Source organism: Salinarimonas ramus (assembly GCF_014645695.1).
Classification (GTDB): domain Bacteria; phylum Pseudomonadota; class Alphaproteobacteria; order Rhizobiales; family Beijerinckiaceae; genus Salinarimonas; species Salinarimonas ramus.
Map to the genome: position 1 here is coordinate 26,072 of NZ_BMMF01000019.1, position 22,462 is coordinate 48,533.

Annotated in this window: 19 protein-coding genes; 9 read left to right on the plus strand and 10 right to left on the minus strand. The window is 69.5% G+C overall.

What is annotated here, in order from left to right; genetic code table 11:
• Positions 1-9: 9 nt before the first annotated feature.
• Positions 10-1,209, minus strand: a complete 1,200-nt coding sequence (locus tag IEX89_RS23235; RefSeq protein ID WP_188915675.1) for an amino acid ABC transporter permease — start codon at positions 1,207-1,209, stop codon at positions 10-12.
• Positions 1,210-1,362: 153 nt separating this feature from the next.
• On the minus strand, positions 1,363-2,388 hold the full coding sequence (locus IEX89_RS23240) for an amino acid ABC transporter substrate-binding protein (RefSeq protein WP_188915676.1): 1,026 nt from the start codon (positions 2,386-2,388) through the stop codon (positions 1,363-1,365).
• Between the two features lie 317 nt (positions 2,389-2,705).
• Between IEX89_RS23240 and metC the strand changes: the two genes are divergently transcribed.
• Positions 2,706-3,893: a cystathionine beta-lyase gene (metC, locus tag IEX89_RS23245; RefSeq protein WP_188915677.1), complete on the plus strand. Its 1,188-nt coding sequence runs from the start codon at positions 2,706-2,708 to the stop codon at positions 3,891-3,893.
• Between the two features lie 23 nt (positions 3,894-3,916).
• Here the strand turns inward: metC and IEX89_RS23250 are convergent, their stop codons facing one another.
• From IEX89_RS23250 to IEX89_RS23265, 4 genes are read right to left on the minus strand one after another with little or no spacing between them, the layout of a single operon-like run.
• Positions 3,917-4,516 (minus strand): pyridoxamine 5'-phosphate oxidase family protein, encoded by a 600-nt coding sequence (locus tag IEX89_RS23250; RefSeq protein WP_188915678.1) that lies wholly within the window; start codon positions 4,514-4,516, stop codon positions 3,917-3,919.
• Between the two features lie 17 nt (positions 4,517-4,533).
• Complete coding sequence (locus IEX89_RS23255) at positions 4,534-4,869, minus strand: lipid-A-disaccharide synthase N-terminal domain-containing protein (protein ID WP_188915679.1); 336 nt, start codon at positions 4,867-4,869, stop codon at positions 4,534-4,536.
• A gap of 10 nt (positions 4,870-4,879) precedes the next feature.
• Positions 4,880-5,659 (minus strand): glycosyltransferase family 2 protein, encoded by a 780-nt coding sequence (locus IEX89_RS23260; RefSeq protein ID WP_188915680.1) that lies wholly within the window; start codon positions 5,657-5,659, stop codon positions 4,880-4,882.
• Complete coding sequence (locus tag IEX89_RS23265; protein WP_188915681.1) at positions 5,656-7,401, minus strand: ArnT family glycosyltransferase; 1,746 nt, start codon at positions 7,399-7,401, stop codon at positions 5,656-5,658. The genes IEX89_RS23260 and IEX89_RS23265 overlap by 4 nt, the downstream gene beginning before the upstream one ends.
• Positions 7,402-7,998: 597 nt before the next feature.
• On the opposite strand from IEX89_RS23265, the gene IEX89_RS23270 reads away from it, so the two are divergent.
• From IEX89_RS23270 to IEX89_RS23290, 5 genes are all read left to right on the plus strand, one after another.
• On the plus strand, positions 7,999-9,474 hold the full coding sequence (locus IEX89_RS23270) for a carotenoid oxygenase family protein (protein WP_188915682.1): 1,476 nt from the start codon (positions 7,999-8,001) through the stop codon (positions 9,472-9,474).
• A gap of 112 nt (positions 9,475-9,586) precedes the next feature.
• Positions 9,587-12,247: an alanine--tRNA ligase gene (gene alaS, locus IEX89_RS23275; protein WP_188915683.1), complete on the plus strand. Its 2,661-nt coding sequence runs from the start codon at positions 9,587-9,589 to the stop codon at positions 12,245-12,247.
• Positions 12,248-12,281: 34 nt separating this feature from the next.
• Positions 12,282-13,793, plus strand: a complete 1,512-nt coding sequence (locus tag IEX89_RS23280; RefSeq protein ID WP_188915684.1) for a DHA2 family efflux MFS transporter permease subunit — start codon at positions 12,282-12,284, stop codon at positions 13,791-13,793.
• Positions 13,790-14,554, plus strand: coding sequence for a phosphatase PAP2 family protein (locus tag IEX89_RS23285; RefSeq protein WP_244645663.1), 765 nt, complete (start codon positions 13,790-13,792; stop codon positions 14,552-14,554). Before IEX89_RS23280 ends, IEX89_RS23285 begins: the two co-directional genes overlap by 4 nt.
• A gap of 107 nt (positions 14,555-14,661) precedes the next feature.
• Positions 14,662-15,411 (plus strand): hypothetical protein, encoded by a 750-nt coding sequence (locus IEX89_RS23290; RefSeq protein WP_188915685.1) that lies wholly within the window; start codon positions 14,662-14,664, stop codon positions 15,409-15,411.
• 79 nt (positions 15,412-15,490) lie between these two features.
• On the opposite strand, the gene IEX89_RS23295 is transcribed toward IEX89_RS23290, so the two are convergent.
• From IEX89_RS23295 to IEX89_RS23305, 3 genes are read right to left on the minus strand one after another with little or no spacing between them, the layout of a single operon-like run.
• Positions 15,491-16,915: an ATP-binding protein gene (locus IEX89_RS23295; protein ID WP_188915686.1), complete on the minus strand. Its 1,425-nt coding sequence runs from the start codon at positions 16,913-16,915 to the stop codon at positions 15,491-15,493.
• 3 nt (positions 16,916-16,918) lie between these two features.
• Positions 16,919-17,683 (minus strand): response regulator, encoded by a 765-nt coding sequence (locus tag IEX89_RS23300; RefSeq protein ID WP_188915687.1) that lies wholly within the window; start codon positions 17,681-17,683, stop codon positions 16,919-16,921.
• Positions 17,680-18,195 (minus strand): MarR family winged helix-turn-helix transcriptional regulator, encoded by a 516-nt coding sequence (locus IEX89_RS23305; RefSeq protein WP_188915695.1) that lies wholly within the window; start codon positions 18,193-18,195, stop codon positions 17,680-17,682. The genes IEX89_RS23300 and IEX89_RS23305 overlap by 4 nt, the downstream gene beginning before the upstream one ends.
• A gap of 312 nt (positions 18,196-18,507) precedes the next feature.
• On the opposite strand from IEX89_RS23305, the gene IEX89_RS23310 reads away from it, so the two are divergent.
• On the plus strand, positions 18,508-19,395 hold the full coding sequence (locus IEX89_RS23310) for a branched-chain amino acid aminotransferase (RefSeq protein WP_188915688.1): 888 nt from the start codon (positions 18,508-18,510) through the stop codon (positions 19,393-19,395).
• A 108-nt stretch (positions 19,396-19,503) separates the two neighbouring features.
• Positions 19,504-20,727 (plus strand): SAM-dependent methyltransferase, encoded by a 1,224-nt coding sequence (locus IEX89_RS23315; protein WP_188915689.1) that lies wholly within the window; start codon positions 19,504-19,506, stop codon positions 20,725-20,727.
• A gap of 16 nt (positions 20,728-20,743) precedes the next feature.
• On the opposite strand, the gene IEX89_RS23320 is transcribed toward IEX89_RS23315, so the two are convergent.
• A complete protein-coding gene (locus tag IEX89_RS23320) occupies positions 20,744-21,751 on the minus strand; it encodes an asparaginase (protein WP_188915690.1) in 1,008 nt (335 codons plus the stop codon).
• Between the two features lie 271 nt (positions 21,752-22,022).
• Here IEX89_RS23320 and IEX89_RS23325 point away from each other — a divergent pair, with 271 nt between their 5' ends.
• Positions 22,023-22,454 (plus strand): NYN domain-containing protein, encoded by a 432-nt coding sequence (locus IEX89_RS23325; RefSeq protein ID WP_188915691.1) that lies wholly within the window; start codon positions 22,023-22,025, stop codon positions 22,452-22,454.
• Positions 22,455-22,462 lie beyond the last annotated feature (8 nt).

Below are 22,462 nucleotides of genomic sequence, written 5' to 3' on the forward strand. Positions count from 1 at the left end.
ACGACCTCCTCAGCGTTCCACCAGCGCGATGCGCTGATTGTACATGTTCATGAAGAACGAGGTCACGAGCGAGATCGTCAGGTAGACGAGCATGGTGATCGTGACGACCTCCACCGCCTGGCCGGTCTGGTTCAGCACCGTCCCCATGAAGACCTGCACGAGATCCGGGTAGGCGATGGCGACGGCCAGCGACGAGTTCTTCGTGAGGTTGAGATATTGGCTCGTCAGCGGCGGGACGATGACGCGCATCGCCTGCGGGATGACGACGAAGCGCATCGTCTGCCCGGGCTTCAGCCCCAGCGACGACGCGGCCTCCGTCTGCCCGCGGGACACCGCGAGGATGCCTGCGCGCACGACCTCGGCGATGAAGGCGCCGGTATAGACCGACAGGCCGAGAACGAGCGCCACGAACTCGGGATAGAGCTGCATGCCGCCGGTGAGGTTGAAGCGCCCCTGCTCCGGCACGTCGAAGGAAATGGGGTTCGCGCCGAACAGCGCGAGCACGCCCCAGACGAGGGCCGGCAGGCCGACGAGGAGCCCGAAGGTCGTCCACCCCACGGGGAATTGCTCGCCCGTCGCCGCCTGGCGCGCCTTGGCCCAGCGCCGGATGACGATGCTGGCGACGAGGCCGATCGCGAAGGCGAGCGGGATGACGAAAGCGTCCCAATGGTAGATCGGTGCCGGCATGGAGAGGCCGCGCACGCTCAGATAGATGCCCGGCCCGAGCGGGATGGCGTCTCGCGCGGCGGGCAGCGTCGCCAGCACCGCGTTGTACCAGAACAGCAGCTGCAGGAGGAGCGGCAGGTTGCGGATGAGCTCCACGTAGGTCGCCGCGACCTTCGCCAGGATGAAGTTCTTCGACAGGCGCGCGATGCCGGCCGCGAAGCCGATGATCGTCGCGAGCACGATGCCGATCGCCGCCACGACGAGCGTGTTGAGCAGCCCCACCATGAAAGCGTCGAAATAGGTCGACGAGGCCGACGAATAGGGGATGAAGGCCTGGTTGATGTCGAAGCCGGCGGCCTCGCCGAAGAAGCCGAAGCCGGATGCGATCCGCGCCGCGCGCAAATTTTCGATCGCGTTGGTGACGGCCTCGTAGGCCAGCCACCCGATGACCAGGACCAGAACGCCCTGGAAGAAGAAGCCGCGAACCTTCGGATCATAGATCAACGATGTTCGCGGCGGCGCTTGATCGACGACGCTCGCCACCTCGAATACCCTCCACAAGCCGGCCAGCGCCGGTCCACGTCATCCCGAACGGCGGATCGTCGTCCGCGGCCGCTGTCCCAGGGGCGGCTCTTTACGTTCCGGATGCAAGAAGGGCGCCGCACCCTGGCGAGCGCGGCGCCCTGCGACGATCCGTCAGCGGATCGGGTGGCCGTACTGGAGGCCGCCGTCGGTGTAGAGCGCGTTCAGGCCGCGGCTGAGGCCAACAGGCGAGCCCTCGCCGATGTTGCGGTCGAACACCTCGCCGTAATTGCCGACCATGCTGATGATGTTGAAGGCCCAGTCGTTGCCGAGGCCCAGCATCTCACCGAAATTGCCTTCGGTGCCGAGGATGCGGCGGATGCCCGGCGCCTCGGAGGTGTCGCGCAGCTCGGCCGCGTTCTCCGAGGTGATGCCGTACTCCTCGGCCTCGAGCATGGCGTAGTGCACCCAGCGGATGATGTCAGCCCACTGGTTGTCGCCGTGACGGACGACCGGGCCGAGCGGCTCCTTCGAGATGATCTCGGGGAGGATGATGTGATCGCTCGGCGTGGGCGCGCGCAGGCGCTCGGAGGCGAGGCCGGAGGCGTCCGTCGTGAAGGCGTCGCAGCGCCCGCTCAGGTAGGCCTCGACCGCCTCGACCGACTGGGCGAACGTGACGGGCTCGTAGTCCATGTTGTTGCGGCGGAAGTAGTCCGCGAGGTTCAGCTCCGTCGTCGTGCCCTGCTGCACGCAGACCGACGCGCCGTCGAGCTCGAGAGCCGAGGTGACGCCGAGCTCCGTCGACACCAGGAAGCCCTGGCCGTCGTAGTAGTTGATGCCGGGGAAGTCGAGGCCCAGCGACGTGTCGCGGGTGATCGTCGAGGTCGAGTTGCGGAAGAGGACGTCGATCTCGCCGGCCTGGAGCGCGGTGAAGCGGTCCTTCGCGGAGAGCGGGATGAAGGAGACGGCGTTCGGGTCGCCGAAGATCGCCGCGGCGGTGGCGCGGCAATAATCGACGTCGAAGCCGGTCCAGTTGCCCTGCGCGTCCGGCACGCCGAACCCGGCGAGGCCGGGGTTCGAGCCGCAGATCAGCTCGCCGCGCTCGCGTACCTGCTCGAGCGTGGTCTGTGCCGCGGCGACGCCGGTGAAGGCGACCGTGGCGGCGAAGCCGAAGGCGATGGTGCTAAGCGCTTTTTTCATGCTTCTTGCTCTCCCAAGGAAGGTCTCGTACGCCGACCCGTTCATCAAGTCAGCCCCTTTGATGGCGCGTCCCGACCCGCTACCTCCGCACGTCGGCTCGCGTGGCGACTTTGTGGCGGGACGCGAACCGTGCGTCAATGCCGATGTCGCCTTCGCGGGAGCCCCGTGCGGTCGCGGGTCGCTTCACGCGTGCATCTCAGGCCACGGTTGGGGCGCGGTCAAGAGGCGATGAGCGCTTCCGAGAAGGTCGGAAGCGCGTTTTTCCACGTCGTGATCGCCCCCGAGGAGCGGTTGCCTGCAAGTTATGCAAGTCGAGGATGCAAATGACGGAAGATGAAGCACGCGCCGGCTGGCGCGATCGTACCCGCCTCGTCCATGCGGGACGGGATCCTTCAAGCCAGCACGGGTTCGTGAATACGCCGATCTACCGTGGATCGACTGTTTTATTCCCCACGATGGACGATCTGCTCAATCGGCGAGCGAAGTATACATACGGCACGCGCGGCACGCCCACGACGGAGGCGCTCGAGACCGCCTGGACCGAGCTCTCCGGCGCCGCCGGGACCGTGCTCTCCCCCTCCGGCCTCGGCGCGATCTCCCTCGCGCTGCTGAGCGTGGTCGAGGCGGGCGACCACGTCCTCGTCACCGACAACGTCTATTGGCCCACCCGCGCCTTCTGCGGCGGAATGCTGGCGAAGCTCGGCGTCGAGACGAGCTATTTCGACCCGATGATCGGCGCGAGCGTCTCCGAGCTCATTCGCCCGAACACCAAGGTGCTCTTCCTCGAATCGCCGGGCTCCCTCACCTTCGAGGTGCAGGACGTGCCCGCCATGGCGGCGATCGCCGAGGAGAAGGGCGCCGTCACCATCATCGACAACACCTGGGCGACGCCGCTCCTCTTTCCGCCGCACGCGCGCGGCGCGGACATCGCCATCGAGGCGGGCACGAAATACCTCTCGGGCTCCTCCGACCTGCTGATGGGGCTCGTGTCGGCCAATGCCGAGTACTTCCCGCGCCTGCGCGAGACCTACGACCTCTTCTCCAATTGCCCCGGGCCGGAGGACGTCTTCCTGTGCCTGCGCGGCATGCGCTCGATGAGCCTGCGCCTGCGCGAGGCGGAGAGCCAGGGGCTCGCCATGGCGCATTGGCTCGCCGCACGCCCGGAGGTACGCCGCGTGCTGCATCCGGCGCTCCCCGAAAACCCCGGCCACGAGATCTGGAAGCGCGACTTCGCCGGCGCCTCGGGCCTGTTCGGCGTCGAGCTCCAGCCGGTCTCGCGCGAGGCGCTCGCGGCCATGCTCGACGGATTGAGGCTCTTCGGGATGGGCTTCTCGTGGGCGGGCTTCGAGAGCCTCGTCATCCCCTGCGAGCCCAACAAGCTGCGCACCGCCACGACCTTCGCGCACGAGGGCCCGATCCTGCGCTTCTCCATCGGCCTCGAGGACGTCGCCGACCTGCAGGAGGACCTCGACGCCGGCTTCGCGCGGCTGCGAGCGGCGGGCTGAGGTGCGTGCGCAGGGCGCCCGGCTCACGGGACGAGCCAGGCGCCCTCCCCCGTCGCGAGGTCGAACCGCGCCCGGCGGTGGCCGGAATGCGCGAGCCAGAGGGTCTCGATCGTGTCGATCTCGACGATGACGGCCGTGAAGTGCGGGCGGCCGGCCAGGATCTCCGCATCGCTCTGCGGCAACGTGAAGGCGTCGGGTGCGGGAATCACCTCGCCGGGCGAGGGCGTCGTCGCGTAGCAGGCGCGGCTCGCCATGCGCGAGCCGGTCCAGGCGTCCTCCGCGACGGCATCCGTCGCGTGCACGCGGGCGCGTCCCTCGATCCGCACCTGGAGCTTGCCGGCCGGATCGTAGGCGTGGAGCGCGACGCGCGGGTCCACCGCGATCTCCGCCACCTTGAAGGCGCGCCGATCGGTGTGGAAGCGCAGGCGCGCGGCCGAGGGCTCGACGCCGCGCAGCACGACCGTGCGAAGCCGTGGGCGGCCGTCGAGGCCGATCGTCGCGACCGACGGGCAGTGGAAGGGCGAGTGCCTGTCCTTCACGCCGCGGGCGAGCTGGCGCCAGGCGTGCGCGAGCATCTCGTCGAGGTCGTTCGCGAAAGCCGGGGTTTCGCGCGGGTCGGGCATCGGGCGCCTTTCGCCGTTCAGGAGGTCAGCGTCTTCGTCTCGCGTTTCGACTTGGCGATGAGCATCAGGTTGCGCAGATAGATGAGCGAGCCCAACGCCTGGCCGACGATGAAGACCGGATCCTGACGGTATATGGCGTAGCCGAGCAGGATGAAGCCCCCGCCCAGCGAGAAGAACCAGAACGAGATCGGCACGACGCTGCGCCCCGCCCGTTCGCTGGCGATCCATTGCACGAGGAATCGTGCCGTGAAGAGCAGCTGGCCGAGCAGCCCGATCAGCACGACCACGTCGAAGCTGTCGATGAAGATCGTGTGCAGGCGCCCGCCGAGATCGTGGATCAGGTTGGCGATCATCGGGACGACCTCATCGAGACGGTTCTTGCGCGAGCGGCGGCCGCGCGGGGACGGGGGACGCGACGGCGGAGACCTCGCTCGCCCGGGCGATGCGTCGGCGCCGGCGGATCAGCCACCAGACGCCCGCGAGATCGAGAATGCCCACGAACAGGCGATCGAGCATCCCGTATTTCGAGGTGCCGGCGTTGCGCGGGCGATCCACCACGTCGACGTGGACGACGCCGAAGCCCTCGCGCGCTACGAGCGCCGGCATGAAGCGGTGGAGCGCGTCGAAATAGGGGAGCATCAGGTAGACGTCGCGGCGCACGACCTTGAGCCCGCAGCCGGTGTCGCGGGTCCCGTCGTTCAGCACGCGCCGCCGCACGCCGTTGGCGATGCGCGACTGCAGCGCCTTGAATCGGCCCTTGCGGCTCGTGCGCTGCCCGGCCGCGAGGCCGCAGCCGGGTCCGGCCGCCTCCAGCGCCGCGACGAGCGCGGGGATGAAGGCCGGATCGTTCTGCCCGTCGCCGTCGATGGTCGCGACGAGCGGCGCGCGGGCGGCGCGGGCACCGGAGCGCACGGCGGCGCTCTGCCCGCAGCTCGCCTCGTGGCGGATCACCCGCAGATGCGGGCGCGTTGCGCGCGCCGCCTCGAGCTCGGCGGGGGTCGCGTCGGTGGAGCCGTCGTCGACATAGAGGATCTCGATGGCGCCGAGCGTCGCGCAGGCGGCCTCGATCTCCTCGACGAGCGGCAGGATGTTGCCGGCCTCGTTCTTCACGGGCACGACGATCGAGAGGACGGGCTCGCTCATCGCGCGGCCTCCCCGGTGTCCGCCGAGCGGACGTAGACGCCGATGCCCAGCGGATCGCCGCCGTTGATGTTGAAGCCGATGACCCGCTCCGCCTGCACGGCCCCGATACCCGCCTGCGCCAGCGCCTGGCCGAAGCCGACCTCGAAGGCGTCGGTGACGAGCACAGCGCGGCACGCGCCCTCGGCCAGGAAGGCGGCGGCGTCGGCGGGGGCGTCGAGCATGACGAGATCGGTGCCGGCGAGGAAGACGAGGCTCGGCTCGCGATATCCGAGCGTGCCCACGCGCGGCGTCTCGCAGGCGAGCGCGCGCTCGACCGCGCTCGCCAGATTCGGCGAGAGCTTCAAGGCCTCGAGGTCGCGCTGCGCGACGCCGAAGACGGCGATGGAGAGCGCCATGGCGGAGACGATGCCGGCGATGGCGGCGTCCTCGACCCGCGCGGTCGCCCACAGCCGCCAGGAGACGAGCGCGATCCCCGCCGCCACCGCGAGCACGGCGATCGCCGCCACGCCGAGCCGGTCGCCCAGAGTGTAGGCGGCGATCGGCAGGCCGATCAGCAGCCCCACGGGCACGAGGGCGAGGAGGAAGCCGAAGATCCGGAAGCGCCGCCGGAAGGGGCCGACGAAGCCGTGGCCTATCCCCAACGCCGCCGCGATCGCGAGCGCGGGATAGAGCGGCATCACGTAGTGCGGCAGCTTCGTGGGGACGAGCTCGAGAGCGATCCAGGCCGGCACGACCCAGGCGACGAGGAACGCCGCCTCGCGGACCCGACGGTTGATCCAGACGAACTCGGCCCCGATCGCGGCCATCAGCGCGCCGGGCCAGAAGGTCGCGAAGAACGCCACGAGATAGAAGCCCGGCGGCGCCCAATGGTAGGTCTGCGCCGTTCCGACCTTGCCCATCAGGTCCTGCCCCGCGGAGGCCGCGAAGAAGTCCGCGCCCGAGCGCATGGCGATCAGCACGAACCAGGGCGCTGCGATCGCCAGCGCGAGCGCGATCCCGGACACGGGCCGCAGCGGCACGAGCCAGCGCAGGGAGCGCGCGTGCAGCGAGAGCGCGACGGCCGGAAGGCCGGCGAAGAGCAGCACGAGCGGTCCCTTGACGAGGACCCCGATCCCGATGCCGAGCCAGAAGGCCAGGAAGACCCGCCTCGGCAGCCGGACAGTCCCCTGCGCCATCCAGGCGCGGGCGAGCGCGCCCATGGTCGCGACGCTGCAGGCGAGCAGCACCGCGTCCGTCTTGGCGAGGCGCGCCTCGACCATGAGGATCACGCTCGCGCCGATCAGCGCCGCGGCCAGGAAGGCCTCGCGTCGGCGCGCCAGCGCGAGCGCCGCCCAATAGGCGAGGAGCGTCGCGGCGGTCGCGCCGAGGAAGGAGGGCACGCGATAGACGGCGATCGTGGTGCGCGCCTCGTCGAGCCCGAGCGCCTGCGCGGTCGCGACGGCGGCGCTCTGCATCCAGTAGATACCCACGGGCTTCTTGTGACGCGCCTCGTCCTGGAAGCGGATGTCGACGAAATCGCCCGTCTCGATCATCTGCTTCGTCGCCTGCGCATAGCGTGGCTCGTCGCGGTCCATCGGCTGGAGCGAGACGAGGCCCGGCAGGAAGCAGGCGAGGCACACGAGGACGAGGAGGAAGGCCGCGCGCCCGTGCCCGCCTTCGGCGAAGGCGAGGATCCGGCTTCCCGCCGAGCCGCGGTCCGGCTTGCGGAAGCTTCCGTCCCGGTGGAGGGAGAGTGTCGTCATCAGGGGCTCCGGCGGCGGGGGTCATCTCCGCGATCCGGCCCGAAAAGTCAAACGGCGAAGGCGCTCGGCGCGCGCCGCGGTGTCGCGCGGACGCCGGGCGAAATCAAGGCGGGCCGCGCTGCCCGAAGGTCGCGGGCGGGGCGCGGCTCCGCTCGCGACGTTGTATCTCGGGCGCCCATGCGCTATATCGTGAGGGCGGAGTGAGAGAGGAGAGTTTCCCCTCCCCTCTCGTTTTGTCATGCTCCCAGCGAGACGCGGAAGGCGAGGGTCCAACTCGTCTTCCGCACGCTGCGGATGGTGACAGACAAGCTCAGCCGCGGCCAAAGCCACTTCATCGCTCATCCTCCGATCGATCGGGCAAGGCGTATGCCCTACGGCGCCGGGAGCCCGTCTCCCGGCGCGGGGCGCTGGCCCGCCCTGGCTTTCGCCCGATCGATGGGTGCGGCGCGTGCGCGCCAACCCGTTCTGCGAGCATACGGGATAGCGGGGTGTGGTCCTGTCGGCAAGCGTCATGACCACATGCGGGCGAAACGCGCTATACCGGAACCGCTCGTCCCGGCCGCTGTTGGCGGAAGGGTGGCGAGGCCGAGGATGCGAATGGACGCGACACGCCGCCGAACGACCTCCGACGACGCGGCTTCCCCTGATGCGGCCCCCTACGAAGCGGGCTTTCGCTCGACGGATCGGGAGGTCGCGCAGATCGAGCTCCCCGTCACCGGCCGCTTGCCCGATTGGCTCTCGGGCGCGCTCCTGCGCGTCGCGCCCGCTCAGTTCGAGGTCGGCGCGCAATCCTACGCGCATTGGTTCGACGGGCTCGCGCGCCTCCACCGATTCGGCGTCGTGGACGGGCGGGTGCGCTATGCGAGCCGCTTCCTGCGCTCCGAGGCGTTCGGCGAGGCGAAGCGGCAGGGCCGCATCGTCCATGCGGAATTCGCCACCGATCCCTGCCGCAGCCTGTTCGGGCGCGTCCAGGCGATTCTGGAGCCGACGATCACCGACAATGCCGTCGTCAGCGTCAACCGAATCGGCGGCGACATGGTCGCGCTCACCGAGACGCGCCTGCCGGTGCGCTTCGACCCGCAGACCCTCGAGACGCTCGGCGTTCATGATTGGGGCTCGTCCGTCGACGGGTCGGTCTCGACCGCGCATCCCCATCACGACGGCGAGCGCGCCTACACCTACCTGATCTCGTTCGGGCGCCGCTCGGCCTACCATGTCCATGCGGTGGACGAAGCCGGCACCGAGCGCGAGATCGCGCGGATTCCCGTCGATCGGCCGTCCTACATGCATTCCTTCGGCATGAGCGCGCGGCGGATCGTGCTCGCCGAGTTCCCCTTCGTGGTCAATCCGCTGCGGCTCTACCTCTCGAACGAGCCCTTCATCCGCAACTATCGCTGGGACCCGACGCGCGGGACGACGTTCACCGTCCTCGACAAGGAGACGGGCGCGCTCGTCGGGCGCTGGAGCGCGCCGCCGCTCTTCGCCTTCCACCACGTCAACGCCGTGGAGACCGAGGCCGGGCTCGAGGTCGACCTCGTCGCCTACGACGACGCCTCCGTCATCGACGACCTCTATCTCGCGCGCCTGCGCGGCTCGACCCCGGTGCGCGCGGTGGGGCGCCTCACCCGGCTGACACTTCCTCCCGGCGGCGGCCCGGTGGCCATGCGCACGCTCTCGCACACGCCGATCGAGCTGCCGCGCATCGACTATCCGAACCGGCAGGGGCGTGCCTACCGCTACGTCTGGGGCAACGGGCAGGCCGGCGGCGACTTCCTCGATTCCATCGTGAAGCTCGATCTCGCCGGCGATCCCGCCGCGAACGCGCGCGTCTGGCGCGAGGACGGCGCCTGGCCGGGCGAGCCGGTCCTCGTGCGCCGGCCGGGAAGCGAGGCGGAGGACGACGGCGTGCTCCTCTCCGTCGTGCTCGACGCGCGGGCGGAGCGCTCCTTCCTCCTCGTCCTAGACGCGGCGACGCTGGAGGAGGTGGCCCGGGCCCAGGCGCCGGAGATCGTCACCTTCGGCTTCCACGGCAACTTCATCGGCGATCCGGACGCGGGCCCGCTGCACGCGTGAGGACGCGTCGGCGGCGCACGCGCCCTTTCCCTCGACAAGTTCCCTCCCCAACTCTAAAACCGCGCAACGCTTTCGGCGGCGTCGGTCCGCCATTTCATCGCAGAGTGTCTCCATGAGCGGCGTCAACCAGATCCGGTCGGCCTTCCTGAACTACTTCGCCAAGAACGGGCACGAGATCGTCCCCTCGTCCCCGCTCGTCCCGCGCAACGACCCGACCCTGATGTTCACGAACGCCGGGATGGTGCAGTTCAAGAACGTCTTCACCGGCGTCGAGAAGCGCCCCTACACCACCGCCACGACGGCGCAGAAGGTCGTGCGAGCCGGTGGCAAGCACAACGATCTCGACAATGTCGGCTACACCGCCCGGCACCACACCTTCTTCGAGATGCTCGGCAACTTCTCCTTCGGCGACTATTTCAAGGAGCGGGCGATCGAGCTCGCCTGGAACCTGATCACGAAGGAATACGGCCTGCCCGCCGATCGCCTTCTCGTCACCGTCTATTCGGAGGACGAGGACGCGGCCGCGCTGTGGCGCAAGATCGCCGGCCTGTCGGACGACAAGATCATCCGCATCCCGACCTCCGACAATTTCTGGCAGATGGGCGACACCGGCCCCTGCGGCCCCTGCTCGGAGATCTTCTACGACCACGGCCCGCACATCCCCGGCGGCCCGCCCGGCTCGCCCGACGAGGACGGGGACCGCTTCATCGAGATCTGGAACCTCGTGTTCATGCAATACGAGCAGCTCTCGCCGGAGGAGCGCGTGAACCTGCCGCGGCCCTCCATCGACACCGGCATGGGCCTCGAGCGCATCGCCGCGGTGCTGCAGGGCACGCACGACAATTACGAGATCGACACGATGCGCCTGCTCACGGGCGCCGTGGAGAACCTCACGAACGTCGACGCCAAGGGGCCGCAGAAGGCCTCCCACCGCGTCATTGCCGACCACCTGCGCGCCTCCGCCTTCCTCGTCGCCGACGGCGTGCTGCCGTCGAACGAGGGCCGCGGCTACGTGCTGCGTCGCATCATGCGCCGCGCCATGCGCCATGCGCAGCTGCTCGGCTCCCGCGAGCCGCTGATGCACCGGCTCGTCCACACCCTCGTGCGGGAGATGGGCGAGGCCTATCCCGAGCTGAACCGCGCCGAGCCGCTCATCCGCGAGACGCTCGAGCTCGAGGAGACGCGTTTCCGCAAGACGCTGGAGCGCGGGCTGGGCATCCTCGACGAGGAGACGAAGGCGCTCGGGCGCGGCGACGAACTCTCCGGCGAGACCGCCTTCACGCTCTACGACACCTACGGCTTCCCTCTCGACCTGACGCAGGACGCGCTGCGCTCCCGCGGCATCGGCGTCGACGTCTCCACCTTCAACGCGGCCATGGAGCGCCAGCGCGAGAAGGCCCGCGCCGCCTGGGCGGGCTCGGGCGAGGCCGCGACGGAGACCGTCTGGTACGGCATCCGCGACGCGGTCGGCGCCACCGAGTTCCTCGGCTACGAGACCGAGAAGGCGGAGGGCGTCGTCGCCGCGCTCGTGCGCGAGGGCAAGCGCGTCGACACGATCGGCGTGGGCGACACGGGTCTCCTCGTCGCCAACCAGACGCCCTTCTACGCCGAGAGCGGCGGCCAGGTCGGCGACACCGGCATCATCGCCGGCGCGGGCTTCCGCGCGCGGGTGACGAACGTCGAGAAGAAGCTGGGCGACCTGTGGGTCCACCACGTCACCGTGGAGGACGGCCACCTCGTCGTCGGGCATCCGGCGGAGTTCACCGTCGATCACGTGCGCCGCGCGACGATCCGCGCGCACCATTCCGCGACGCACCTCCTCCACGAGGCGCTGCGCCAGGTGCTCGGCGACCACGTCGCGCAGAAGGGCTCGCTCGTCGCGCCCGATCGCCTGCGCTTCGACATCTCCCACCAGAAGCCGATCACCGAGGAGGAGCTCGGCCGGGTCGAGGCGCTGACCAACGCCCTCGTCCTGCAGAACGAGCCCGTGGTGACGAAGCTCATGGGCGTCGACGACGCCATCGCCTCGGGCGCGCGAGCGCTCTTCGGCGAGAAGTACGGCGAGGAGGTCCGCGTCGTGTCCATGGGCACGAACCCCGACGGCGCCCTCGCCGGCAAGCCGTATTCCATCGAGCTGTGCGGCGGCACGCACGTGACGCGCACGGGCGAGATCGGCATGGTCTCGATCGTCGGCGAGAGCGCGGTCGCCGCCGGCGTGCGCCGCATCGAAGCGCTCACGGGCGAGGCCGCACGCCGGCATCTCGCCGAGGAATCGAAGGCGCTCCACGGCGTGGCGGGCCTCCTCAAGACCACGGTCGACGAGGTGCCAGGGCGCATCGCCGCCCTCGTCGAGGAGCGTCGCAAGCTCGAGCGCGACCTTGCCGAGGCGAGAAAGAAGCTCGCCATGGGCGGCGGCGGCGCCGGCGGCGGGGCCGACGACGTGCGCGAGGTCGCGGGCGTCAAGCTCATGGCCCGCGCCGTCGAGGGCGTCGCGCCCAAGGACCTGAAGAGCCTCGTCGACGAGGGCAAGCGCCGGCTCGGCTCGGGCATCGTCGCCATCGTCGGCGTCTCCGAGGACGGCAAGGCCGGCGTCGTCGTCGGTGTCACCGAGGACCTGACGGAGCGCTACGACGCGGTGGCGCTGGTGCGCGCGGCCTCCGAGGCGCTCGGCGGCAAGGGCGGCGGCGGGCGCCGCGACATGGCCCAGGCCGGCGGCCCCGACGGCGCCAAGGCGCAGGCCGCCCTCGACGCGGTGGTCGCCGCGCTCGGCTGACGCGCGCACGAAAAAGCCGCGGCGGGAGGACGCGATGGACGACGCCGCGGCGAGCACCACCTCCCATCCTCCTCCACCTGCCCCGGCCCTCTCGGCGGCCGCCCGGGCCTGGGTGCTCGCGGGCACGATCCTCGCCTCCGCGATGGCCTTCATCGACGGCACGGTGGTGCACGTCGCGCTTCCGGCGCTGCAGAGCGACCTCGAGGCCGGCTTCACCGCACTGCAATGGGTGGTGAACGGCTACGCGCTGACGCTGGGCGGGCTCATCCTGGTGGGCGGCGCGCTCGGGGACCGGGTCGGGCGCCGGCGCATCTTCGTGTGGGGCATCGCCCTCTTCGCCCTCGCCTCCCTCGCCTGCGCGCTCGCGCCGAACGCCGCCGCCCTCGTCGCCGCGCGCCTCGTCCAGGGCGTCGGCGCGGCGCTGCTCGTGCCGCAATCCCTCGCCATCATCGCCGCCTCCTTCCCCAAGGACGTGCGCGGGCGCGCCATCGGCATCTGGGCCGGCGCCTCCGCCATCACGACGGCGCTCGGCCCGCCGCTCGGCGGCTTCCTCGTCGACGCGCTCTCCTGGCGCGCGGTGTTCTGGATCAACCTGCCGCTTTCCGCCGCCGCGATCTGGATCGCGCTCGCGCACATGCCGGACGATCGCGGCGCGAGCGGCAGCGAGGCCGCGGGGCCGCTCGACTGGCCGGGCGCGTTGCTGGCGATCCTCGGCTTCGGCCTCGTGACGCTGGCGCTGACGCTCGGCTCGGAGACCGGCATCGGCCTCGCTCTGCCGATCGCGCTCTTCGTCGCCGGCGCCGGCGCCCTCGCGTCCTTCGTCGCGGTGGAGGCGCGGGCGAGGAGCCCCTTGATGCCGCTCTCGCTCTTCTCGAGCCGTGCGTTCACGGGAGCCAACGTCGTCACGCTCTTCCTCTACGCGGCGTTCGTGACGGCGCTCTTCCTCGTGCCGTTCGAGCTGCAGAGCCGGCGCGGGCTCTCGGCGACGCAGGTGGGGCTGACCATGCTGCCGATCGGGCTGATCATCGGCACGGCCTCGCGCTTCTCCGGCGCCTGGGGAGACCGGGTGGGGCCGCAGCTGCCGCTGGCGCTCGGATCGGCCGTGGTGGCGCTCGGGATCGCCGGGCTCGCCGCGGGGCTCTCCTCGTACTGGCTCGGTGTGCTCGCGCCCATCGTCGTCATGTCCTGCGGCATGGCGCTCGCCGTCGCGCCCCTGACGACGAGCGTGATGAACGCCGTCGACGAGGCCCGCGCCGGCGCGGCGTCGGGGGTCAACAACGCGGCGAGCCGCCTCGCCGGGCTCTTCGGCGTCGCCATCGCGGGATCGCTCGCGAGCGCGCTGTTCTTCGCCCGCGCCGGCGACGCCGCCGGGACGGAGGCGCGGTTCGGCACGCTGCCGCCGCCGGGCGATCCCGCCCGCGCCGCGCTCGAGGCGGCTTTTCTCTCGGGGTTCGGCGCCGCGCTCTGGCTCGCGGCCGCCTGGGCGGCGATCGCGGCCCTCGTCGCCTGGCGCCTGCCGCCGCCCACGCGAGACGCCGCGCCATGACGGGCTGGATCGATCGCGCCAGGCTCGGCGTTGGGGTCGCGATGAAACGGCCTTCCCTCCTCGTCCACGCCGCGCTCGAGAACCGCGCGGCCCTCCTCCTCCTCGCCCTCGCGGCCGGTGGCCTGTGGGGCTTCATCGCGCTCGCCGACGAGGTGCTCGAAGGCGAGACCCACGCCATCGACGAAGCGATCCTCGTCGCGCTTCGCGTGCCCGGCGACCTGTCGGATCCGCTCGGCCCCGGCTGGTTCGAGGAGATGATGCGCGACTTCACCGCGCTCGGCGGCACGGGCGTCCTCACCCTGATCACGCTGGCCGTCGTCGGCTTCCTGCTCGTGGCGCGCGCACCGCGAGCCGCCCTCGCGGTGGCCCTCGCCATCGGCGGCGGCATCCTGCTCTCGACGCTGCTCAAGTCCGGCTTCGACCGGCCGCGCCCGGACCTCGTGCCCCACGGCAGCATCGTCTACACCGCGAGCTTCCCCTCCGGGCACTCGATGATGTCGGCGACGGTCTACCTGACCCTGGCCGCCCTCCTCTCGCGGGTGCTGGAGCGGCGCCGGCTGCGGATCTATCTCGTGACGCTCGCCGTCATGTTGACGCTTCTCGTCGGCGCGAGCCGGGTCTATCTCGGCGTCCATTGGCCGACCGACGTCCTCGCCGGCTGGACGGTGGGCGCGGTCTGGGCGCTCGGCGCGTCGGTGATCATGCTGCGCCTGCAGCTCGCCCGCACGGTGGAGCGTCCGGCAGCGACGGACGTGGATTAGGCACCGCTTGCCCGCTTGAAGCCTTTTTAGGCACCATGATCGCTTGTCCGTGATCATGATCTTGACCTATAAATTGAATGCGCTTCTTCGTCGGTCGGGATGACACAATGACCCTGTTCGCTATTGTATGCATAGCCTCTATATTGTGGCTGATCTTTGCAGCATCACTTATGTTTTCGCCCTTCCTTGGATCTGACAACCTAATTTTGGGCGCCTACACCCTCAATGAATTGGGCGACATGCTAGCAGGATTCTTTGCACCTCTTGCTTTTGTGTGGTTCTTTATGGCTACATGGCTTCAAAGAAAGGAGCTTATTGCTACGCGCGAAGTACTCAATGCTCAAAGGGAGGAGCTCCGCGCAACAGCCGATGCGAATTCAAAGCAGGTCGATTTGATGGAACAAACATTGAGCACAAGCCTGACACGAACAGAGTATGAGGAATATCATCTTAGATTGTATTATGCTTTCGAACAAATCCACAGGAGCAGAACAGTGTATCTGGGACATACAAGCTCTAGGCATGGCAGGTCTCCAGTAAGTCTCTACACAGTCTTTCCGAAAGATGACGTGGAATGGAAATCGGCAGATCGAGATGACAGGATTGACTTAGTAGCAAGACGATTGATTGATCGTGGGAGATCCGTGTTTGATGAGATGAACAATATAACCGAATTTAACAAAAACAGCATCGAACAGATAAACAATATCCTAATTGAGTTGAATAGATTACTCACTGAATCTCCATTTATATTCAACAAAATGTGCGAAGCCCGGAACAGGGCCCTGTCATTGATGAGAATTCGGGACATACTGGAGAAAGTCGTACGCGATTCCTATGCTAGACAGACTTCATAGGCGTTCTACTCCGCCGCCGACTTTTTGCACCCATGAATGACTCGCGCGAAGCCGCTTCAAATCAAGCATCAAGTACGCATCAACCCGGCAGCCGCACCGTCGCGCGCAGGCCGCCCAGCGGGCTCTCGTCGAGCGCGATGTCGCCGCCGTGGGCGCGGGCGATGTCGCGGGCGATGGGCAGGCCGAGGCCCGAGCCGCCTTCGTCCTGGTTGCGCGCTTCGTCGAGGCGAACGAACGGCTTGAACACCTCGTCGCGCATGTCCGCCGGGATGCCGGGCCCGTCGTCGTCCACGGTGATCGTCAGCCAGCGCCCCTCGTGCACCGCCCGCACCGCGATCGTCGTGCCGTGGCGGGCGGCGTTGGAGACGAGGTTGATCAGCATGCGGCGGAAGGCGTCGGGGCGCACGATGATCGTCGTGTCGCCCTCGATGGCGAGGTCGACCGGATGCCCCTGGCGACGCGCATCGGCGACCAGCTCCTCCAGCAACGTGCCGAGATCGACCTCGATCGCGCTCTCGCCGGCGTCGCCGCGCGCGAAGGCGAGATAGCCCTCGAGCATGCGGCTCATCTCGTCGACGTCCCGGCGCAGGTCCTCGACGTCGGGCGCGTCCATCAAGGCGAGCGAGAGCTTGAAGCGGGTGAGGATGGTGCGCAGGTCGTGCGAGACGCCGTTGAGCATCGTCGTGCGCTGCTCGCGGGCGCGCTCGATGCGCCGCTTCATCTCGACGAAGGCGTGACCCGCCTGGCGCACCTCGCGGGCGCCGCGCGGCCGGAAATCGGCGTCGCGGCCCTTGCCGTAGCTCTCCGCCGCCTCCGCCAGCGTGAGGATCGGGCGGATCTGGTTGCGCAGGAAGAGGATGGCGATGGCCATCAGCACCAGCGACGAGCCGATCATCCACAGGAGGAAGATGTGCGAGTTCGAGGCGTAGGCCTGGCTGCGCCGCGCCACCACGCGCATGACGGCGTCGTCGAGCTTGATGCGGATCTCGATCAGGTTCGAGCGCCCGAGCGTGTCGATCCAGAACGGCCGGCCGATCTGGCGGGCGATCTGCTCGGAGAGCGCCGCGTCGAGGATGGAGAAGAAGGGCTTGGGCCCCGGCGGCGGAAGGTCGACGCCGCGCTGCACCTCGACGTCGAGCCCGAGCCTCTGGGAGGCGATTCGGCGCAGCGTGCGCCCCTCCTCGTCCTGCGGGTAGGTCTCCCAGATGTCGATGAGCGCCGCGATGTCCGCCGTCACGGCCGACGACAGGCGCATCGTCACCGTCTGCCAGTGCCGCTCCATGAAGACGTAGGCGATGATCGACTGCAGGAGCACGATCGGCACGATGACGATGATCAGCGAGCGCGCGTAGAGGCCCTTGGGCATGATCGAGCCGAGCCAGCGGGCGCTGCGGCGATAGGCGCGGCCGGAGCCGGCGATCGGCGCCCACAGCGCCGAGGCCGTGCGCCGCAGCGGGCCGCGGCGGGGCGTCGTCTCGCGAGGGGCGGCGCCGGCGCCGTCCATCCCTCAGCGCTCCGCGACGAGCCGGTAGCCGACCCCACGCACGGTCTGGAGCACCAGCGGGTTGGCGGGATCGACCTCGATCTTGCGGCGCAGGCGGTTGATCTGCACGTCGACGGTTCGCTCGTTGAGCGCCGCGCCCGCTCCCGAGAGATCCTCGCGCGGAACGTTCTCGTTGGCGCGCGAGCCGAGGATGGTGAGGATCTCGCGCTCGCGCTCGGTCAGGCGGATCGCCTCCTCGCCGCGGCGCAGCTCGCCGCGATCCAGCCGGAAGACGAAGGGGCCGAAACGGATCTCGTCGCCCGGGCCGGCCTCGCCGGAGGCGGCGACCGGCGCCGCGCGCTTGAGGATGTTGCCCAGCCGCAGAACGAGCTCGCGCGGCTCGAAGGGCTTGGCGAGATAGTCGTCCGCGCCGATCTCGAGGCCGGTGATGCGGTCGCTCGTGTCCGAGCGCGCGGTGAGCATCAGGATCGGCGTGTCCGCGCTCTCGCGCACGGAGCGAGCGAATTCGAAGCCGGTTTCGCCGGGCATCATCACGTCGAGCACGAGGGCGTCGAAGACGAAGTTCTCCGACTTCGCCCGCGCCTCCGCGGCGCTCGCCGCCGTGGTGACCCGAAAGCCGTTCTCGGTGAGGTACTTGCCGATGAGGTCGCGCAGCCGCCGGTCGTCGTCGACGACGAGGACGTGGGGCGCGTGATCGGGCAGCTCGACGCGCCCCTCCCCGCTCGCGTCCGGCGCCGGGCTGCCGGCGGCGATCTCGAGATCCGTCATGAGCCCTCTCCCGGGCCGTCCACGCGCCGCGCGACGGCGTCGCGCTCGCCGGGGTCGATCATCGCGAGCAGGAAGTCCGCCACGGCCGAGCGTCCCTCCGCCGGAATGTCCGCCAGCGCGCGGCCGATGCGCTGCGTCTGCAGCCGCGACAGCCGCAGCGCCAGCGAGCCGCCGGCCTCCGTCACGAAGAGGAGGCGCTGGCGGCGGTCCGTTGTCCCGGGGCGGGCCTCGACGAAGCCCTTCTCGATCAGCTCTTTCAGCACGCGGTTCAAGCTCTGCTTGGTGATCCGCAGGATCTCCAGGAGTTCGGCGATCGTGAGGCCGGGATTGCGCGCGACGAAGTGCAGGACCCGGTGATGCGCCCGCCCGAAGCCGTAATCGTCGAGGATGCGGTCGGGGTCGCCGACGAAGTCGCGATAGGCGAAGAAGAACAGCTCGATGAGGTCGTAGGCCGGCAGGTCCGGATCCTGCCCCGGCGCCTCGCGGGCATGGGCGCGCGCGGCCTCGCGCACCCGGGTCGCGTCCGATCCGGCGAGCCGGAGCGCGGCGGCGTCCGGCCGGGTCTCGGGCGGGGCATCGGGCAGTGTCTTGGCGGTCGCCTGGGTCACGTCCGAAAAAATCCTCGTCGCCTATACGTCAGCCTTGTTGACATATCTCAGGCCGATTGTTACTCGTCAACCCCGATCGGCGAAAGGATCGATCGTTCTCGCGCCCTCAGCGGCAATGCCGTGTCTCATCCCCGGCATTCCACGACACGGCGCGAGAAGCAACGGAGCCGGCCCGGACCGGCGCGCAAGACCCGCATGCCAAGGAGAAGCGGTCCCATGTCCCCTCTGCCCTTCGATCAACGGGACGGTCTCATCTGGGTCGACGGCACGTTCGTGCCGTGGGCCGAGGCGAAGCTGCACGTGCTCTCGCACGGCCTGCACTACGGGTCTTCCGTATTCGAGGGCGAGCGGGCCTATGGCGGCCTGATCTTCAAGTCGACCGAGCATTCCGAGCGGCTGCGCCGCTCCGCCGAGGTGCTCGATTTCGAGATTCCCTACACGGTCGCCGAGATCGACGCGGCGAAGGCGCTCGTCCTCTCCAAGGCCGGCCTGAGCGACGCCTACATCCGCCCCGTCGCCTGGCGCGGGTCGGAGATGATGGGCGTGTCGGCGCAGTCGAACACGATCCACCTCGCCATCGCGGCGTGGGACTGGCCGAGCTACTTCAAGCCCGAGGAGCGCATGAAGGGCATCCGCCTCGACATGGCGCAATATCGCCGCCCCGACCCGGCGACGGCGCCGTGCCATTCGAAGGCGGCGGGCCTCTACATGATCTGCACGATCTCCAAGCACGCCGCCGAGCGCAAGGGCTACGCCGACGCCCTCATGCTCGACTGGCAGGGCCGCGTGGCGGAATGCACCGGCGCCAACGTGTTCTTCACCCGCGACGGCGCGATCCACACGCCCATCGCCGACTGCTTCCTCGACGGCATCACGCGGCGCACGGTGATCGACCTCGCCAAGCGCCGCGGCTTCGAGGTGGTGGAGCGCCGGATCATGCCGGACGAGCTCTCGACCTTCGACGAGTGCTTCATCACCGGCACCGCCGCCGAGGTGACCCCGGTCTCCGAGATCGCGGCCCACCGCTACACGCCCGCCACCATCACGGCGACCCTGATGGACGACTACATGTCCGAGGTGCGCCCCAAGGCCCAGGCCGCCTGAGCCGATCGCCGTGACGATCGCCACGGGATGACACGCCCGGCGGCTTCGCTGTAAGCCCTTCCCCGATCGCCCGCATCCTGCGGCGAACGGGGAAGGAGCCCGGCAGACGTGCGACAAGCACCGCTCACCACGACGAGCTTCGCCGCCGCGACGCGCGGCCTGCCGTTCCTGCTGCGGCGGCTGCTGGCGATCGCCCTGCGGATCGAGGCCGGACGCCTCGAGATCGTCGCGCCGGACGGACGCGTGCTCGCCTTCGGCGGCACCCGGCCCGGCCCCGACGCACGGATGACGATCGCCGACGCCCGCCTGGCATCGCGCGTCTTCCTGAAGGGCGAGATCGGCTTCGCGCAGGCCTATTGCGACGGGCTGTTCGACACGCCCGATCTCGGCGCGCTCCTCACGCTCTTCGCGATCAACCGGAAGGAGAGCGAGAGCGTCGTCTCCGAGCCGCTGCCGTTGCGCCTGTGGCGGCGCCTGCGCGAGGCGACGCGCCGCAACACCCGCACCGGCGCGCGGCGCAACATCGCCGACCATTACGATCTGGGCGAGGCCTTCTACGCCGCCTGGCTCGACCCCACCATGACCTATTCGAGCGGCGTCTACGCCACCGGCGCGCGGTCGCTGGAGGAGGCGCAGGCCGAGAAGCACAGGCTTCTCGCGCAGGCGACCGGCATCGGCCCGGGTGACCACGTGCTCGAGATCGGCTGCGGCTGGGGCTCGTTCGCCCTCTACGCCGCGCGCGAGATCGGCTGCCGGGTCACCGCGCTCACCATCTCGCGCGCCCAGCACGAGCACGCCGCACGCACGATCGCGCAAGCCGGCCTCTCGGACCTGATCGAGCTGCGCTTCGAGGATTACCGCGACGTCGGCGGCACCTACGACCGCATCGTGTCGATCGAGATGTTCGAGGCCGTCGGCGAGGCCTATTGGGACGCGTTCTACGAGACGATGAAGGCGCGCCTCGCCCCCGGCGGACGCGCGGGGCTGCAGCTCATCACGATCCGCGACACGCGCTACGAGGCCTATCGCGGGCGCGTCGACTTCATCCGTCGCCACGTCTTCCCCGGCGGGATGCTGCCCTCCGACGCCGTCGTCGCGCGGCTGAGCGAGCGGCACGGCATGCCGATCGTCTCGGACGCGTCCTATGCCGAGGATTACGCGCTCACGCTTCGCGCCTGGCGCGGCCGATTCGCCGAGGCCTGGCCGCGCATCGCGCCGCTCGGCTTCGACGAGCGCTTCCGCCGCATGTGGACCTACTATCTCGCCTATTGCGAGGTAGGGTTCGCCACCCGCAATACCGACGTCCGCCAGATCGTGCTCGCCAGGCCGTGAGGGTCGCGCGCGCCGCTCAGGCGGAGAGTGGCCCGACCGCCCGCACGGCGCCGACCTCGACGCCTTCCCAGTTCTTCAGCGTCGCGTCTGCGACGGCGTCGACGAGGCAGCGTTCCTTGTCGTCGAGGTCGAGGAAGCGGCGGATGATCGCCGCCATCATCGCCTCGGACGCCCGCGTCGCGCCGTCGTCGCACTTGAGCGCGACGCCGAGCCCGAGCTCCGGGAAGGAGGCGCAATAGACGCCCTCCGCCCCGGTCTTGAGGAAGACCCGCGGGCCGAGGCATTCCATCACCCGCGTGTCGAAGCGCCCGGTCCCCGCCACCATGAACGGGTTCGCCGCCACCGCCTTGCGGATGCGCGCCGCCGCGGCGGAATAGGCCTCCGACAGATGGAGGCCGGAGCCGAACTTGGCGAAGCCGTAGGCGAGCGCGGGCAGCGGAATCGCATAGGTGGGGATCGAGCAGCCGTCGATGCCGCGATGATCCTGCGTGTGCGTCGCCCCGGTCACCTCCTCGAGGGCGGCGCGGACGGTCTCCATGACGGCATGCTCGGGCCGCACGTAGCCCGCGGGATCGACGTCGGACGCGCAGGCGAGGCAGACGAAGCCCGCGTGCTTGCCCGAGCAATTGTTGTGGAGCGCGCCGGGCTTCGCCCCGCTCTCGGCCAGCGCGCGGGCGACCTTCTGGTCGAGCGGCCAATGGCAGCCGCATTCGAGCGTGCCCTCCCCGCGTCCGGCCTTGGCGAGCATCGCCGCCGCGGCCTCGACATGGGCCGGCTCGCCCGAATGGGAGGCGCAGGCGAGCGCGAGCTCGGCGTCGGTCAGGCCGTAGGCGTCCGCGGCGCCGCTCGCCACCAGCGGCAGCGCCTGGATCGCCTTCACCGCCGAGCGCGGGAAGACGGGCTCGTCGACGTCGCCCACCGTGAGCACCGCCGTGCCCTCGCTGTCCACCACCGCCACCGCGCCGCGATGGCGGGATTCGACGAGCGCGCCACGCGTCACCTCGACGAGAACGGGATTGTTCATCTGAACGCCTCTCGGGTTCCCACGTCGCGAGCCCCGCGGGCGCGACGTCCGGAAAGGCGGGCCTTGTGGCCGATGCGGATGGGGAAGTCAAAGCGTGGCGGGAGAACGGGTGCGGGGGATGGCGATAGATCGATGGCCTTGACAGCAAGGGCGCTAGAACACATATTGCAATCGAAGCTGGATGTTGTCCGCTAACCTTATGGACGGCATCGGCCTATGCAAAGGGCTCCTGCGGGAGCCCTTTCTATTTTCGGGGGCTGTCGTGTCGCGTGTGGCCGTCTTCGTCGATGCCGGATATCTGTTCGCCCAGGGTTCGGCAGCGTTGTTCGGCTCCAAACGCTCTCGCAGCACCCTCCTTCTCGACGAAGCCGTGGTTCTTCAGCGCCTGATCGACCTCGCTCGGGAGAAGAGTAACGCGGAACTGCTGCGCGTCTACTGGTACGACGGGGCACCCGGTGCTCGGGGATTGACGCCGGAGCACGTCTCGATCGCGCACGTGGATCACGTGAAACTGCGCCTCGGCTTCATGAACTCTCAGGGACAGCAGAAGGGCGTCGATTCACTCATCGTGACCGACCTGATCGAGCTCGCCCGCAATCGGGCGATTGATCATGTCCCGAGGCGTGGTGTAGCTGACGCGGTGCCATGGACGATCCTGGGCGTGGCCGGATCGTTCGTCAGGGCTCCATCGCTGGCAGGCTGACGGCGGGA

What these genes read in the sequence shown, in the direction of transcription:
- IEX89_RS23265 (WP_188915681.1), bottom strand. Translation starts at nt 7,401, where the DNA reads ATGACGACACTCTCCCTCCACCGGGACGGAAGCTTCCGCAAGCCGGAC.
- IEX89_RS23310 (WP_188915688.1), top strand. Translation starts at nt 18,508, where the DNA reads ATGTCCCCTCTGCCCTTCGATCAACGGGACGGTCTCATCTGGGTCGAC.
- IEX89_RS23280 (WP_188915684.1), top strand. Translation starts at nt 12,282, where the DNA reads ATGGACGACGCCGCGGCGAGCACCACCTCCCATCCTCCTCCACCTGCC.
- IEX89_RS23255 (WP_188915679.1), bottom strand. Translation starts at nt 4,869, where the DNA reads ATGATCGCCAACCTGATCCACGATCTCGGCGGGCGCCTGCACACGATC.
- IEX89_RS23260 (WP_188915680.1), bottom strand. Translation starts at nt 5,659, where the DNA reads ATGAGCGAGCCCGTCCTCTCGATCGTCGTGCCCGTGAAGAACGAGGCC.
- IEX89_RS23285 (WP_244645663.1), top strand. Translation starts at nt 13,790, where the DNA reads ATGACGGGCTGGATCGATCGCGCCAGGCTCGGCGTTGGGGTCGCGATG.
- alaS (WP_188915683.1), top strand. Translation starts at nt 9,587, where the DNA reads ATGAGCGGCGTCAACCAGATCCGGTCGGCCTTCCTGAACTACTTCGCC.
- IEX89_RS23270 (WP_188915682.1), top strand. Translation starts at nt 7,999, where the DNA reads ATGGACGCGACACGCCGCCGAACGACCTCCGACGACGCGGCTTCCCCT.
- IEX89_RS23320 (WP_188915690.1), bottom strand. Translation starts at nt 21,751, where the DNA reads ATGAACAATCCCGTTCTCGTCGAGGTGACGCGTGGCGCGCTCGTCGAA.
- IEX89_RS23300 (WP_188915687.1), bottom strand. Translation starts at nt 17,683, where the DNA reads ATGACGGATCTCGAGATCGCCGCCGGCAGCCCGGCGCCGGACGCGAGC.
- metC (WP_188915677.1), top strand. Translation starts at nt 2,706, where the DNA reads ATGCAAATGACGGAAGATGAAGCACGCGCCGGCTGGCGCGATCGTACC.
- IEX89_RS23295 (WP_188915686.1), bottom strand. Translation starts at nt 16,915, where the DNA reads ATGGACGGCGCCGGCGCCGCCCCTCGCGAGACGACGCCCCGCCGCGGC.
- IEX89_RS23240 (WP_188915676.1), bottom strand. Translation starts at nt 2,388, where the DNA reads ATGAAAAAAGCGCTTAGCACCATCGCCTTCGGCTTCGCCGCCACGGTC.
- IEX89_RS23250 (WP_188915678.1), bottom strand. Translation starts at nt 4,516, where the DNA reads ATGCCCGACCCGCGCGAAACCCCGGCTTTCGCGAACGACCTCGACGAG.
- IEX89_RS23290 (WP_188915685.1), top strand. Translation starts at nt 14,662, where the DNA reads ATGACCCTGTTCGCTATTGTATGCATAGCCTCTATATTGTGGCTGATC.